Annotated in this window: 11 protein-coding genes and 2 tRNA genes; all 13 read left to right on the forward strand. The window is 36.6% G+C overall.

All coding sequences use genetic code 11. The annotated features are described in order from the left end of the window. The first annotated feature begins 111 nt into the window (after positions 1-111). A tRNA-Thr gene (locus tag CQA66_RS04435) sits at positions 112-186 on the forward strand. Between the two features lie 53 nt (positions 187-239). Beyond that, the gene (gene tuf, locus CQA66_RS04440; RefSeq protein ID WP_104763542.1) at positions 240-1,439 is read left to right on the forward strand and encodes an elongation factor Tu; all 1,200 of its coding nucleotides are present in this window, start codon (positions 240-242) and stop codon (positions 1,437-1,439) included. A 26-nt stretch (positions 1,440-1,465) separates the two neighbouring features. Beyond that, positions 1,466-1,639 (forward strand): 50S ribosomal protein L33, encoded by a 174-nt coding sequence (gene rpmG / locus CQA66_RS04445; RefSeq protein WP_104763543.1) that lies wholly within the window; start codon positions 1,466-1,468, stop codon positions 1,637-1,639. 59 nt (positions 1,640-1,698) lie between these two features. Next, positions 1,699-1,775: transfer RNA gene (locus CQA66_RS04450), tRNA-Trp, on the forward strand. Between the two features lie 78 nt (positions 1,776-1,853). Further along, positions 1,854-2,033, forward strand: a complete 180-nt coding sequence (secE, locus tag CQA66_RS04455; RefSeq protein WP_104763544.1) for a preprotein translocase subunit SecE — start codon at positions 1,854-1,856, stop codon at positions 2,031-2,033. A 16-nt stretch (positions 2,034-2,049) separates the two neighbouring features. Further along, positions 2,050-2,583: a transcription termination/antitermination protein NusG gene (gene nusG, locus CQA66_RS04460; RefSeq protein ID WP_104763545.1), complete on the forward strand. Its 534-nt coding sequence runs from the start codon at positions 2,050-2,052 to the stop codon at positions 2,581-2,583. Positions 2,584-2,667: 84 nt separating this feature from the next. Continuing rightward, positions 2,668-3,093, forward strand: coding sequence for a 50S ribosomal protein L11 (gene rplK / locus CQA66_RS04465; protein WP_104763546.1), 426 nt, complete (start codon positions 2,668-2,670; stop codon positions 3,091-3,093). 17 nt (positions 3,094-3,110) lie between these two features. Continuing rightward, entirely contained in the window at positions 3,111-3,818 is a 708-nt protein-coding gene (rplA, locus tag CQA66_RS04470) for a 50S ribosomal protein L1 (protein WP_104763547.1), read from the forward strand. Positions 3,819-3,985: 167 nt separating this feature from the next. Then, on the forward strand, positions 3,986-4,474 hold the full coding sequence (gene rplJ, locus CQA66_RS04475) for a 50S ribosomal protein L10 (protein WP_104763548.1): 489 nt from the start codon (positions 3,986-3,988) through the stop codon (positions 4,472-4,474). Position 4,475: 1 nt separating this feature from the next. Continuing rightward, positions 4,476-4,850 (forward strand): 50S ribosomal protein L7/L12, encoded by a 375-nt coding sequence (rplL, locus tag CQA66_RS04480; protein WP_104763549.1) that lies wholly within the window; start codon positions 4,476-4,478, stop codon positions 4,848-4,850. Positions 4,851-5,004: 154 nt separating this feature from the next. Further along, on the forward strand, positions 5,005-13,668 hold the full coding sequence (locus CQA66_RS04485) for a DNA-directed RNA polymerase subunit beta/beta' (RefSeq protein ID WP_104763550.1): 8,664 nt from the start codon (positions 5,005-5,007) through the stop codon (positions 13,666-13,668). 68 nt (positions 13,669-13,736) lie between these two features. Beyond that, positions 13,737-14,120, forward strand: a complete 384-nt coding sequence (gene rpsL, locus CQA66_RS04490) for a 30S ribosomal protein S12 (RefSeq protein ID WP_104763551.1) — start codon at positions 13,737-13,739, stop codon at positions 14,118-14,120. A gap of 24 nt (positions 14,121-14,144) precedes the next feature. Then, the gene (gene rpsG, locus CQA66_RS04495; RefSeq protein ID WP_104763552.1) at positions 14,145-14,612 is read left to right on the forward strand and encodes a 30S ribosomal protein S7; all 468 of its coding nucleotides are present in this window, start codon (positions 14,145-14,147) and stop codon (positions 14,610-14,612) included. Positions 14,613-14,625: the final 13 nt, after the last annotated feature.

The following is a 14,625-nucleotide window of genomic DNA, read 5'->3' on the forward strand; positions in this document are numbered from 1 at the left end:
ATTTAATACCTAGAAATAAATTAGGGATAACTGGGAGCTGATTAATTTTGAGTTTCTTCAAGAATTTATCACATATAACACAATATCTTTATAGCTTAGATTGTAAGTTTTGCCCATATAGCTCAGCGGCAGAGCACTTCCTTGGTAAGGAAGAGGTCGGCGGTTCAATCCCGCTTATGGGCTCCAGTTTTGTTTGTGATAATTAAAATTTAGTTTGTTAATTTAATTAGGAGACGATTATGGCTAAAGAAAAGTTTAATAGAAATAAGCCACATGTGAATGTGGGAACAATTGGGCATGTCGATCATGGTAAAACAACATTAAGTGCAGCAATATCGGCTGTTTTAGCCACCAAAGGTTTAGCAGAACTTAAGGATTATGACAATATAGATAATGCTCCAGAAGAGAAAGAAAGAGGTATCACTATAGCAACCTCCCATATTGAATATGAGACAGAAAATAGACACTATGCGCATGTAGATTGTCCTGGTCATGCAGATTATGTAAAAAATATGATTACAGGTGCTGCGCAAATGGACGGAGCCATTTTGGTTGTATCAGCTTCTGATGGTCCTATGCCACAAACAAGAGAACATATTCTTTTGTCTCGTCAGGTTGGTGTTCCTTATATTGTTGTTTTCTTGAATAAGCAAGATATGCTTGATGACCCAGAATTGCTCGAATTAGTAGAAATGGAAGTACGTGATTTATTGAATGAGTATGAGTTTCCGGGAGATGATACGCCAATCGTTGGTGGTTCTGCATTGAAAGCTCTTGAAGAGGCTAAGGCAGGTAATGTAGGTGAATGGGGCGAAAAGATTCTGAAACTTATGGAAGCAGTGGATACGTATATACCTACACCCAAGAGAGATATAGAGAAGACATTTCTTATGCCGGTTGAAGATGTTTTTTCTATTGCTGGTCGTGGAACGGTTGTTACAGGTAGAATCGAAAGAGGTATTGTAAAAGTAGGCGATGAAGTAGAGATAGTTGGGATACGCGATACACAGAAAACAACTGTTACAGGTGTCGAAATGTTTCGCAAAGAGATGGATCAAGGTGAAGCAGGTGACAATGTAGGCGTACTTTTAAGAGGAACAAAGAAGGAAGAGGTTGAAAGGGGCATGGTGCTTTGCAAGCCTGGTTCAATTACTCCACATAAAAAATTTGAGGCTGAAATTTATGTGCTCAAGAAAGAAGAGGGTGGTAGACATACTCCTTTCCACAATAATTATCGCCCACAATTTTATGTAAGAACTACAGATGTTACAGGCACAATACTTTTACCTGAGGGAACAGATTTGGTTATGCCAGGTGATAATCTGAAAATTACGGTTGAGTTACTCAACCCTATCGCATTAGAGCTAGGCACAAGGTTTGCCATTCGTGAGGGTGGAAAGACAGTTGGTGCAGGTGCGGTAACTAATATTATTGAGTAGATGTCATTAAGGTTGAGGGTCTCAATATGGCAAAAGGAAATATAATAAAAATTGGACTAAAATGTTCAGAATGTGGTGATATTAATTATAGCACTACAAAAAACATGAAAACAAACACGGAAAAACTGGAGCTTAAAAAGTTCTGCCCAAGATTAAATAAGCACACTTTGCATAAAGAAGTAAAGTTAAAAACTAGCTAATTTAATTGCTATTAGAAAATTTTATGAAACAAAGTATTTCATAAAATTTTGGGTATAAAAGGTCAGTAGCTCCAATGGTTAGAGCATCGGTCTCCAAAACCGAGTGTTGAGGGTTCGAATCCTTCCTGACCTGCCAAATAATTTTTGAATGTTTAGAATTGTAATGTTTTAGAATCTAAACAAAACAGAAGAATGATTCCAAAGGTTCTGTTAAATGAAATTAATGAAATATTATAGAGAAGCTAAAGAAGAACTAGGAAAAGTTATATTTCCTACTAAAGAGCAAATACGTAATGCCTATATTTCTGTGGCAGTAGTTGTAACCGTGATTACTTTGTTTTTAGCACTAGTAAACGTCATTTTGGGCTTTATAGTAGGAAATACAATATCTTAGGCACGGAGGGAATAGCATGGAATTTGAATGGTATGCAATACAGACCTATTCTGGGAGTGAACAATCAGTCAAAAAGGCTATTGAGAATCTTATTGAACAAAATAATGCAAAACATCGTTTAAAAGATATTGTTGTTCCAACTGAAGATATTTTCGAAATCAAAGATAGAAAGAAAAAAACTATACAAAGAAGTATTTATCCAGGATATGTTTTTGTGCATATCAATTTAGATACAGAGCTATGGCATATGATTCAATCATTGCCAAGGGTGGGCAGATTTATTGGAGAAAGTAAAAAACCTACTCCTTTGAATGATAATGACATTAATAATATTTTGGATAAAGTTCAGAATAGACCCGCACCTCGACCAAAGGTTTCTTTTACCACTGGAGAGGTTATTCGAATTACAGAAGGTCCATTCGCTAATTTTACGGGTATTGTAGAAAGCTATGATATGCAAAATAAAAAGCTTACTCTCAATGTTTCTATCTTTGGTCGAAATACTCCAATAGAAATTAATGATGCTCAAGTAGAAAAAGATTTTAGTTAAGTATGCCCAAGTAAATTGAGTTGATATATTTTATTTGATAGGCTATAAAAATAAGATTTAGTTTAATTTATAAAGGATTAAGATATGGCGAAAAAAATTGTAGGCGAATTAAAATTGCAGATTCCAGCTGGCAAAGCCAATCCTTCACCTCCTGTTGGTCCTGCTCTTGGGCAACGAGGTGTTAACATCATGGAGTTTTGTAAGGCTTTTAATGAAAGAACTAAGGATATGGGCAATTTTAATATACCTGTTATTATTACAGTTTACCAAGATAAAAGTTTTACCTTTATTACGAAAAAACCACCGGTCACCGATTTGATTAAAGCAAATACAAAAATCAGCAAAGGTTCTGATAATCCTTTGAAAAACAAAGTGGCTAAACTTACACAGGCACAATTGGAAGATATTGCTAGGATAAAATTAGAAGATTTAAACACTTCTGATATTGAGGAAGCAAAGCGAATAGTTGCTGGGAGTGCTAGAAGTATGGGTGTCGAAATAGTAGATTAATTTGTGGAGAATGTCTAATGAAAAAAAATAAACTTTCGAAGAGATTACAACTTTTATCGCAAAAAATTGATTGCAATAGATTGTATGATATGCAATCTGCCATAAATACCGTAAAATCTTTAGCTTCAGCAAAATTTGATGAGACTATTGAAGTAAGCTTGAGGCTAGGTGTCGATCCTCGCCATGCAGATCAAATGATTCGTGGCGCAGTAGTTTTACCACATGGAACAGGAAAAAAGGTAAGTGTTGCTGTATTTGCCAAGGATTTAAAAGCTGATGAGGCACGTAATGCTGGCGCAGATATTGTTGGTGATGAAGATTTGGTTGAAAGCATTAAGGCTGGCAATATAGCTTTCGATATAGTGATTGCTACACCCGATATGATGCCTTTTGTTGGTAAAGTTGGTAGAATCTTAGGTCCAAAAGGAATCATGCCGAATCCAAAAACAGGCACTGTAACTTTGGATATTGCGAGGGCTGTTCATAATGCAAAAAGTGGACAGGTTAACTTTCGCGTAGATAAAAAGGGAAATATTCATAGTCCTATTGGAAAGGCGAGTTTTACCGAGGATAAAATTCTCGACAATCTTGTGCAATTTATTAAAACGATTAATCGATTAAAACCAAGCACCGCTAAGGGTAAGTATATTCGCTCAAGCAATCTCTCTTTAACCATGAGTCCGTCTGTCAAGTTAGATTCTCAAGAACTTATGGATATCAAATAATGGGTTTAAAATATTAAATAATTATAGAACTTATGCAATCAAGAAAAGAAAATTTTAGAGAATCTGTTTTTCTATTTTGGTTACAAGCTTTATCTTGGGACTGAAGACTACTGGGGCGTAAGCTTAAAAATTACCCCGTATAGGTTAGATGTCTGAAAGGAGGAAATATGACACGGAAAGACAAAAAAGATTTGGTTGTGCATTTGACAGAAAGCTTTAAAAATGCGAGTGCTATGATTATTTGTGATTATAAAGGTTTGAGTGTTAAACACTTAGAGCTACTTCGTAAAGATTCTAAGAAAGCAGATATTCAAGTGCAAGTGATAAAAAATAAACTTGCCAGTATTGCTTTGAAGGAAGCCGGTTATTTGCCATCCGAGTTAAAAAATACAAACATTTATATCTGGGCTAATGATCAAATTTCGCTTGCAAAAGTGGTTTATAAATTTCAAGAATCACACAGCGAATGGTTTAAAGTCAAATTTGGTTATTTTGATGGTGAAATAGTAGATTCAAAGCATATTGAAGCTGTTTCGAAATTACCAAGTAAAGAGGAATTGATTGGTATGTTGCTTTCAGTGTGGACAGCACCAGCACGTTATTTCGTTACTGCATTAGACAATTTGAAAAAACAAAAAGAAGAACAAGGAGCTTAGTATGGCAATTTCAAAAGAAGAAGTATTAGAGTATATTGGTAGTTTGTCTGTTTTAGAATTATCCGAGCTTGTGAAAGCTTTTGAGGAGAAATTTGGCGTAAGTGCCGCCCCTACTATCGTTGCCGGAGCAGCGGCAGCAGGTAGTGCTGCTCCAGCTGATGAAAAAACAGAATTTGATGTAATCTTGCTTGATGCAGGTGCTAATAAAATTAATGTTATTAAAGCCGTTCGTGAAATTACAGGTTTAGGCTTAAAAGAGGCTAAGGATGCCACAGAAAAGACACCTAATACCCTTAAAGAAGCGATAAGCAAGGAAGATGCAGAGAATTTTAAGAAAAAGCTTGAGGATGCTGGTGCAAAAGTAGAAATAAAATAATTCTATTTGACAGTAGCGCGTGGCTTGATTTAAACAAAGCCATGAAACGAACTTATTTTAAGCAGAAATGCTTTTTAGAGTATTCTATATGCTTTATTGTGTGAGATAGGGCATATAGAGTATTTGGTTTAATAATGAGTAAAAGGTTGCAGTTATGGGCAAAAGATTGACAAACACTAGACTAAGAGTTGATTTTTCTAAGAATCAAAAAGAATTGGACGTTCCTAATTTATTAATGCTGCAAAAAGCTAGTTATGATTCTTTCTTGTATTCTGATAATGGCAAGGAAAGTGGCATAGAAAGAGTTTTGAGGTCTATATTTCCCATTCAGGATTCTGTAGGACGAGTCACGTTAGAATATGTTGGTTGTGAGTTTGGCAAACAAAAATATACTATCTTGGAGACAATGATAAGAGGACTTACTTATTCTATCCCACTTAAGATTAAAATTCGCTTGATTCTATGGGACAAAGATGAAAAAGGAGAGCAAATAGGGGTAAAGGATATTAAGGAGCAAACTATTTATGTCCGTGAAATCCCTCTAATGACTGACCGCGTGTCTTTTATTATTAATGGTGTAGAAAGAGTGGTTGTGAATCAGTTGCATAGAAGTCCTGGTGTAATTTTTAAAGAAGAAGAGTCGAATACTTCGGCGAGTAAATTAATCTATACAGGGCAAATTATTCCTAATATGGGCGCATGGCTTTATTTTGAATATGATACAAAGGACATTATGTACGTAAGAATCAATAAACGTCGAAAAATGCCTGTTACTATTCTTTTTAGGGCATTGGGTTATAGCAAACAACAGATTATTCAAATGTTTTACCCCATTCTTAGTGTAAGCACTAAAGACAACAAGTTTTTTATTCCTTTTGAGCTTCTTAATTTAGAAGGTAGCCTTGAGTATGATTTAAAAAACGAAAAAGGACAAGTTATTTTGCCTGCTGGGAAAAGGCTTAATAATAAACGCATAAAAGACTTAAAAGAAAAGAACATCAAATATGATAAAGTCGAATACTATACCCAAAATCTTATGATGTCGTATCTTGCAGAGCCTTTATATCATCCAGATACGGGTGAAGTCATTCTAGATTCACTTACAATTTTAAACGAAACAAATCTCAAAAAAATCACTGATTTGAAGATTAAAGAATTTAAGGTTATTAACGATGCCGCGCCGGGTTATGATAATTCTATCATCAATTCCTTCCTTGCTGATATGGAAAGTCTTAAGGTTATTCGACAAACTGAAAAAATAGACAATGAAAGTGATTTGGCTGCAATTAGGATATACAAGGTAATGCGTCCAGCTGAACCTGTAACTAAAGAGGTAGCAAAGAAATTTATTGAGCAGTTATTTTTTGATCCATCTCGTTATGATTTAACGGGTGTTGGTCGTATGAAAATGAATCATAAACTCAATCTTGATATTCCAGAGTATATTACAGTTTTGACTTACAATGATATTATTGAGACTGTAAAATATCTTATGCAGGTTCGTAATGGCAAAGGGAGAATTGATGATAGAGATCACTTGGGGAACAGAAGAATTCGTGCCATTGGAGAGTTGCTAGCAAATGAGTTGCATACTGGACTTGTTAAAATGCAAAAGTCTATTAAAGATAAGCTTACCCAGCAAACTTCATTTGATAACGTTATGCCACATGATTTAATAAGCTCTAAAATGATTACTAGCACAATTATGGAATTTTTTGCTAGCGGACAGCTATCGCAGTTTATGGATCAGACTAATCCACTATCTGAAATTACGCACAAGAGGAGATTATCTGCACTTGGTGAAGGAGGACTTGTAAAAGAAAGAGTGGGGTTTGAAGCAAGAGATGTACATCCTACACATTACGGTAGAATTTGTCCTATTGAAACACCAGAGGGGCAGAATATTGGATTAATCAATACACTTTCAACTTACACACGAGTCAACGATTTGGGGTTTATTGAATCTCCCTACAAAAAGGTTATAGACGGTAGAGTAACCGATGAAATTGTTTATCTAACTGCCACACAAGAGGATGGCAAGATTATTGCACCAGCTAGCACACAAATAGATTCCAAAGGCAAAATTACTGAAGGATTGATAGAAACTCGTTGCGGCGGTGAGATTTCTCTACGAAAGGCAGGGGAAGTAGAGCTTATTGATTTAAGCCCCAGAATGCTTGTGGGTGTTGCTGCTTCACTCATTCCTTTTTTAGAGCATGATGACGCAAACCGTGCCCTTATGGGGTCTAATATGCAACGTCAAGCGGTTCCATTATTGAAGCCAGATGCACCAATCGTTGGAACTGGTATCGAAGGCGTGATAGCAAGAGATTCTTGGGAAGCCATTAAGGCAAAACAATCGGGAATAATAGAAAAAGTCGATGGTAAAAATATCTATATTCTAGGTGAAAACGAGAACGGTGCTTATATCGATAGCTATTCAATGCAGAAAAATATGCGCACTAACCAAAATACAAGCTTCACTCAACGTCCTATTGTAAAAATAGGAGATAAAATTGAATCCGGACAAATTATTGCTGATGGTCCAAGTATGGATAATGGCGAATTGGCATTGGGCAAAAATATTCGTGTAGCTTTCATGCCTTGGAATGGATATAACTTTGAGGATGCGATTGTGGTTAGCGAAAAACTCATTAAAGATGATGCATTTACTTCGATTCATATTTATGAAAAAGAAATTGAAGCCAGAGAATTGAAGCATGGTGTAGAAGAAATTACCACGGATATTCCCAATACAAGAGAAGAAGATATTTTACACCTTGACGAAAGTGGGATTGTTAAAATTGGAACTTATGTAACTGGTGGCATGATTTTGGTAGGCAAAGTAACACCAAAAGGAGATGTTAAACCAACACCAGAAGAAAGGTTATTGCGCGCTATTTTTGGTGAAAAAGCGGGACATGTTGTTAACAAATCCTTATATTGCCCACAAAGTATGGAAGGCTATGTCGTTGATGTAAAAATTTTTACAAAGAAAGGCTATGAAAAAGATGCAAGAGCACGAAGGGCTTATGAAGAAGAGAAATCAAGTCTTGATATAGAACATCATGAACAGCTTACTATGCTCAACAAAGAAGAAATGCTACGAATTTCATTTATGTTGTCTAAAGAGCCTTTAAGTGCTGAAGCAAAGATTAATGATAAGTTTTTTCAAAAAGGGGAGTTGATTCCTAAGGGAGAGCTAGAAGACATCAATCGGTTTGCGCTTAATACACTTATTAAAAGTTATTCAAAGAAGATTCAAGACCAATATGAACAAATCAAGAATAATTTCTTGGAGCAGAAAAGAGTATTGGGTGTAGAGCATGAAGAAAAACTCTCTATTTTAGAGAAAGACGATATTTTGCCAAATGGTGTTGTGAAACTTGTAAAAATTTATATTGCCACTAAACGTAAACTCAAAGTTGGAGATAAAATGGCAGGGCGACACGGAAACAAAGGCATAGTAAGCAATATTGTTCCTGCAGTGGATATGCCATACACTGCGGACGGTGAGCCAGTAGATATTGTTTTGAATCCTTTAGGTGTGCCAAGTCGTATGAATATAGGACAAATTCTCGAAGTGCATTTGGGGCTTGTTGGCAAACGTTTGGGAGAGCAGATTGAGCAGCAATTAAAAGATTCGCAGTATAAATTTAGCGCAAATCTTAAAGCCAAATTGTTGGAAATTGCTCAAGTAGTCAACGAAGAACAAGGTATTATTGATATATTGCATAAGGCAAGCGAGGAAGAGATTCTAGCTTATGCCAGAGATTGGAGTAATGGCGTGAAGTTTGCCATTCCAGTATTTGAGGGAATTTCTCAAGAAAAGTTTGATAGGCTTTTTGAGATGGCAAAAATTGACACCGATGGTAAAACTACTCTTTATGACGGTAGAACCGGTGAAAAAATTAAAGAACGTGTTAACGTCGGTTATATGTATATGCTTAAATTGCATCATTTAGTGGATGAAAAGGTACATGCAAGAAGTACGGGACCTTATTCATTGGTAACACAACAGCCTGTTGGAGGAAAGGCATTGTTTGGCGGACAACGATTTGGAGAAATGGAAGTTTGGGCATTAGAAGCTTATGGTGCTGCGCATACGCTCAAAGAAATGCTTACTATAAAATCAGACGATGTTAATGGTAGAAAAGAAGCTTATGAGGCTATTACTAAGGGATTTCCTGTTGGAGATTCTGCAATTCCGGAGACTTTTTATGTTCTTACAAAAGAGCTGCAATCCTTAGCCCTTGATGTTAATGTTTATGGAGATAAAGTAGATGAATATGGTGTGAGTAAACCGCTCGTTGTTAGTGAAGATGAAAGGGAAAGACCCAAAGATTTTAATGCCTTTCAACTTGTTTTGGCTAGCCCAGAAAAGATTCGTTCATGGAGTAGGGGTGAAGTAAAAAAACCAGAGACAATAAATTATCGTACGCTTAAACCTGAACGAGATGGATTATTTTGCACAAAGATATTTGGACCAGTACGTGACTATGAATGTCAATGTGGCAAATACAAGAAAGGGCGTTATAAGGATATAGTGTGTGAAAAATGTGGGGTTGAAGTAACTACTGCGAAAGTTAGACGTTCGCGCATGGGACATATTGAGCTTGTAACACCTGTTGCACATATTTGGTACGTAAGTTCCTTGCCAAGCCGTATAGGCACTCTTATTGGAGTAAAAATGAAAGACTTAGAAAGAGTGCTGTATTATGAGGCATATATTGTGAAAAATGCAGGAGAAGCTTTTTATGACAACGAATCTACAAAAAGGGTTATGAAATATGACGTGCTGAATGAAGAACAATTTAAAAATATTAACGGACGTTTTGAGCATACAGGCTTTGAAGCGCAAATGGGCGGCGAAGCAGTCAAGGATTTGTTAGAGGAGTTGGACTTAGTTGCGTTATTGCAGTCGTTAAAGGCAGATATTGCAGCTACAAGTTCAGAGGCAAAGAAAAAAATTCTTGTTAAACGATTAAAGGTTGTAGAAAGCTTTCTTAATTCAGGGAATCGTCCCGAATGGATGATGCTTAGTGTATTGCCTGTATTGCCGCCTGATTTACGTCCGCTTGTCGCCCTTGATGGAGGAAAATTTGCAGTTAGCGATGTAAACGATTTGTATCGACGCGTGATTAATCGTAACCAAAGACTAAAACGATTGATTGAGTTGGATGCGCCAGAGATTATTGTACGCAATGAGAAAAGAATGTTGCAAGAATCTGTAGATGCTTTATTTGACAATGGGCGAAATTCTAACGCGGTTAAAGGAGCGAATAAACGTCCACTTAAGTCTCTTTCTGAAATTATCAAAGGAAAACAAGGTAGATTTAGACAGAATCTATTGGGTAAACGTGTAGATTTCTCTGGGCGAAGTGTTATTGTTGTAGGTCCAAATCTGCGAATGGATCAATGCGGATTGCCCAAAAACATGGCTATCGAGCTTTTTAAGCCACATTTGCTTGCCAAACTTGAGGAGAAAGGGTATGCAAAGCATATCAAACAAGCCAAAAAGATGATAGATCAAAAATCCAATGAAGTTTGGGAGTGTTTGCAAGAAATCATTGAGGGGTATCCTATAATGCTCAATCGAGCACCTACTTTGCATAAGCAGTCCATACAGGCTTTTCATCCTAAGCTTATCGATGGAAAGGCTATTCAACTGCATCCTCTTGTTTGTTCGGCATTCAATGCTGATTTTGATGGAGATCAAATGGCTGTGCATATTCCCTTAACTAAAGAGGCTATTGCGGAATGCAAAATCCTCATGTTGAGTTCTATGAACATTTTATTGCCAGCAAGCGGTAAACCAGTGGTAGTCCCAAGCCAAGATATGGTTTTGGGGCTTTATTATCTAAGTCTCGAGAAATCTGATTCTAAGGGCGAACATAAATTATTTGCAAACTTTAATGAAATTGCTGTTGCCCTTGAATTTGGTGAGCTTGACATTAATAGTGTGATTCGCGTTGTAATCGATAGGCATGTTGTAACCACTACTGCGGGTAGGATGCTTATTAAGTCGATATTGCCGAGCTTTGTTTTGCCACATCTTTGGAATCGCGTTTTGAAGAAAAAGGATATCTCTAATCTAATTGATTGTGTTTATAAGGAAGGCGGCGTAGGTTTAACTGCTACTTTTCTTGATAATCTCAAGGATTTAGGATTCAAGTATGCTACAAAAGCAGGAATTTCTATTTCTGCTGCAGATATTATTATCCCGGAATCTAAGCAAAAGATGGTTGAAGATTCTAAAGAAAAAGTAAGACAGATTCAAATTCAGGCAGAACAAGGTGTGCTTACGACACAGGAAAGATACAATAAAATCATTGATATTTGGACTGAAACAAACGATAGAATGGCAAAGGAGATGATGAAAATCATAGAGCAAGATAATGGGGGTTTTAATCCCATCTATATGATGGCTGATTCTGGTGCTCGAGGAAGTGCGACTCAAATTAGACAATTATCAGCAATGCGCGGACTTATGGCAAAGCCAGATGGCAGCATTATTGAGACACCAATTATCTCTAATTTCAAAGAGGGATTAAATGTCTTAGAGTACTTTACTTCTACGCACGGCGCTAGGAAGGGTTTAGCAGATACTGCACTTAAAACTGCAAATGCTGGTTATCTTACAAGAAAACTCATTGATGTAAGTCAAAATGTTAAAATTACGGTAGAGGATTGCGGTACACATGAGGGCGTAGAAATCACTGATATTGCGGTTGGAAATGAAATGATTGAGCCGTTGCAAGAACGGATTGTTGGTCGCGTAACGGCCACAGAAGTTCACGATCCGATTACGCGTGAAGTGTTAGTCCATGAGGGCAAGTTAATTAATGAAGAGATTGCTGAACAAATTAAAAATGCAGGCGTACGTTCTGTCAATATCCGTACTTCTACGACTTGTAAGGCACCACGCGGTATTTGTGCAAAGTGTTACGGACTGAATCTCGGTGAAGGTAAAATGAGCGTGTCAGGTGATGCTGTGGGTATTATAGCGGCACAATCGATTGGTGAGCCTGGTACGCAGCTTACATTGCGAACTTTTCACGTTGGTGGAACTGCTAGTAGAAGTCAAGAAGAAAGCCAAGTTATCGCAGAAAAAGAAGGTTTTATTCGTTATTATAATATTGAACCTTACATTAGCAGAGAGGGTAAAACCATTATTTCTAATAGAAGAAATGCTTCCATTTTGCTTGTTGAACCGAAAATTAAAGCCCCATTTAGTGGAATCCTACAAATTGAGAATGTGCACGACAGAATAATTTTGATTCTGAAAGGAGATAAACAAGAAAAAAAATACGAACTTAACAAAAATGATATTGCCACTCCAAGAGAATTAGCGGGTGTTATCGGAAAGATTGAAGGAAAAATTTATATTCCGCATGAAAGCGGATATGAGGTAAAGGAAGGCGGTAGTATTGCAGATATTATAAAAGACGGATGGAATATTCCCAATAGAATCCCCCATGCTAGTCAGTTACACATTAATGATAACGAGCCAGTACCACAAGATATTTATGCAAAAGCTGATGGCATTGTGAAGTATTATAGATTGCATTCTGACCAGCTTGAACGTTTTAGAGATGTTGTAGAGGGCATGGTTGTGAATGAAAAAGGTCTTTTTGCCGTTATAGCAGATTCCGATGATAGAGAGGCTTGCAGGCATTATATTGCTAGAGGATCTAAAATAGAAGTTAAAGACAATGAGCAAGTTAGTAAAATTACAAAGCTAGCAAGTAAAAATAGTCAGAAAGATTGTCTTATTGCTTCTTGGGATGCTTACAATACTTTAGTAATTTCCGATATAGCTGGAACGGTAAAATATCAAGATATTGTAGCAGGCACAACCGTAATCGAGAAAGAAGATGAAAAAACACATATTAAATCGCTTACTGTGCAAGAGTATATTCCACAGGGTTATAAGCCAGCAATTATGGTCATTGATTCTAATGGTAAAGAGCAAACTTATAATTTAGAGCCAAAAAGTGTTCTTTTGATTGACGATGGGGCAGAGGTACAAATTGCTGATGTACTTGTAAAGGTCCCTAAAGCCACAATTAAATCCAAAGATATTACTGGCGGTTTGCCTCGCGTATCTGAACTTTTTGAAGCTAGGAAACCAAAGGATATAGCGGTATTAGCTGAAATTGATGGATATGTGAGTTTTGGTAAGGTTGTGCGTGGCAAAGAGAGAATTACTATTACTGCAGATGACGGTAGAAAAACAGAATATTTAATCGACAAATCAAAACAAATTCTTGTACGCGAAGGTGAATTTGTACATGCTGGCGAAATGTTAAGTGATGGTATTATGAGTAGTCACGATATTTTGCGAATTAACGGTGAGAAAGAATTGCATAAGTATATTGTGAGTGAGGTGCAACAAGTCTATCGCAGACAAGGCGTAAGTATTGCTGATAAACATATAGAGATTATTGTTTCACAGATGCTGCGACAAGTTAAAATTTTGGATAGTGGAGACACTAAGTTTATTGAAGGCGATTTAGTAAGCAAGCGATATTTTAGAGAGGAAAATGAAAAAATATTACAACAAGGTCGTAATCCTGCTATAGCCGAGCCTGTATTACTTGGGATTACAAGGGCTGCTATCAGTAGCGACTCTATTATTTCTGCGGCTTCTTTCCAAGAAACTACTAAGGTATTGACCGAAGCAAGTATTGCAGCAAAAAAAGATTTTTTGGAAGATTTAAAAGAAAATGTTGTTTTGGGTCGTATGATTCCAGTCGGAACAGGATTATATAAAGGAAAAGATATGTTGATTAAACATAATAAGGAAAGTTTATAAATATATTTTCTATACTTTGAGTATAATAGCAAGATATTTTTTTAAAATTTAGCATTAAGGATGTATGTGTGCCAACAATTAACCAGTTAATTCGTCGAGAAAGAAAGAAGATTGTCAAGAAAACAAAGTCGCCGGCATTGGCAGAGTGTCCACAGCGAAGGGGAGTTTGTACAAGGGTTTATACTACTACTCCAAAAAAACCTAATTCTGCAATTAGAAAAGTAGCGAAAGTTCGTTTGACAAGCAAATTCGAGGTGATTAGTTATATACCAGGTATCGGACATAATTTGCAGGAGCACTCTATTGTACTTGTGCGAGGCGGACGTGTTAAAGATTTACCAGGCGTAAAATACCATATTATCCGCGGAGCATTAGATACAGCAGGAGTTGCTAAACGTTCCGTGTCTCGCAGTAAATATGGTGCTAAAAGGGCAAAAGAAACAAAAAAATAATTTTAAAATAGGAGCAGTGATTTAATGAGAAGAAGAAGAGCACCAATTAGAGAAGTTTTAGGCGATCCAATCTATAATAATAAAGTTGTAACTAAATTTATCAATAAAATGATGTATGACGGTAAAAGAAGCGTAGCTGAAAAAATTATCTATGCTACTTTTAATAGAATCCAAGAAAAAAACGGAGAGAAAGGTATCGAAGTTTTTGAAAAAGCTTTAGCAAATATTCGCCCTCTTGTGGAAGTGAGGAGTAGGAGAGTAGGAGGTGCTACCTATCAGGTGCCTGTGGAGGTACGACCAGAAAGACAACAAAGCCTGTCTATTAGATGGCTCTTAGAGGCAACACGAAAAAGAAACGAACGAACGATGGTTGAAAGGTTGGCAAATGAATTAATAGATGCAGCAAATGATAAGGGTGCTGCATTTAAGAAAAAAGAAGACGTGCATAAAATGGCAGAAGCTAATAAAGCATTTGCACATTATCGTTGGTAATTAAGGGGTAAGA

This window comes from Helicobacter aurati (assembly GCF_003364265.1).
GTDB classification, from domain to species: Bacteria; Campylobacterota; Campylobacteria; order Campylobacterales; family Helicobacteraceae; genus Helicobacter_A; species Helicobacter_A aurati.

Coding starts and splice junctions, on each gene's coding strand:
- tuf (WP_104763542.1), top strand. CDS start 240: ATGGCTAAAGAAAAGTTTAATAGAAATAAGCCACATGTGAATGTGGGA.
- rpmG (WP_104763543.1), top strand. CDS start 1,466: ATGGCAAAAGGAAATATAATAAAAATTGGACTAAAATGTTCAGAATGT.
- secE (WP_104763544.1), top strand. CDS start 1,854: ATGAAATTAATGAAATATTATAGAGAAGCTAAAGAAGAACTAGGAAAA.
- nusG (WP_104763545.1), top strand. CDS start 2,050: ATGGAATTTGAATGGTATGCAATACAGACCTATTCTGGGAGTGAACAA.
- rplK (WP_104763546.1), top strand. CDS start 2,668: ATGGCGAAAAAAATTGTAGGCGAATTAAAATTGCAGATTCCAGCTGGC.
- rplA (WP_104763547.1), top strand. CDS start 3,111: ATGAAAAAAAATAAACTTTCGAAGAGATTACAACTTTTATCGCAAAAA.
- rplJ (WP_104763548.1), top strand. CDS start 3,986: ATGACACGGAAAGACAAAAAAGATTTGGTTGTGCATTTGACAGAAAGC.
- rplL (WP_104763549.1), top strand. CDS start 4,476: ATGGCAATTTCAAAAGAAGAAGTATTAGAGTATATTGGTAGTTTGTCT.
- CQA66_RS04485 (WP_104763550.1), top strand. CDS start 5,005: ATGGGCAAAAGATTGACAAACACTAGACTAAGAGTTGATTTTTCTAAG.
- rpsG (WP_104763552.1), top strand. CDS start 14,145: ATGAGAAGAAGAAGAGCACCAATTAGAGAAGTTTTAGGCGATCCAATC.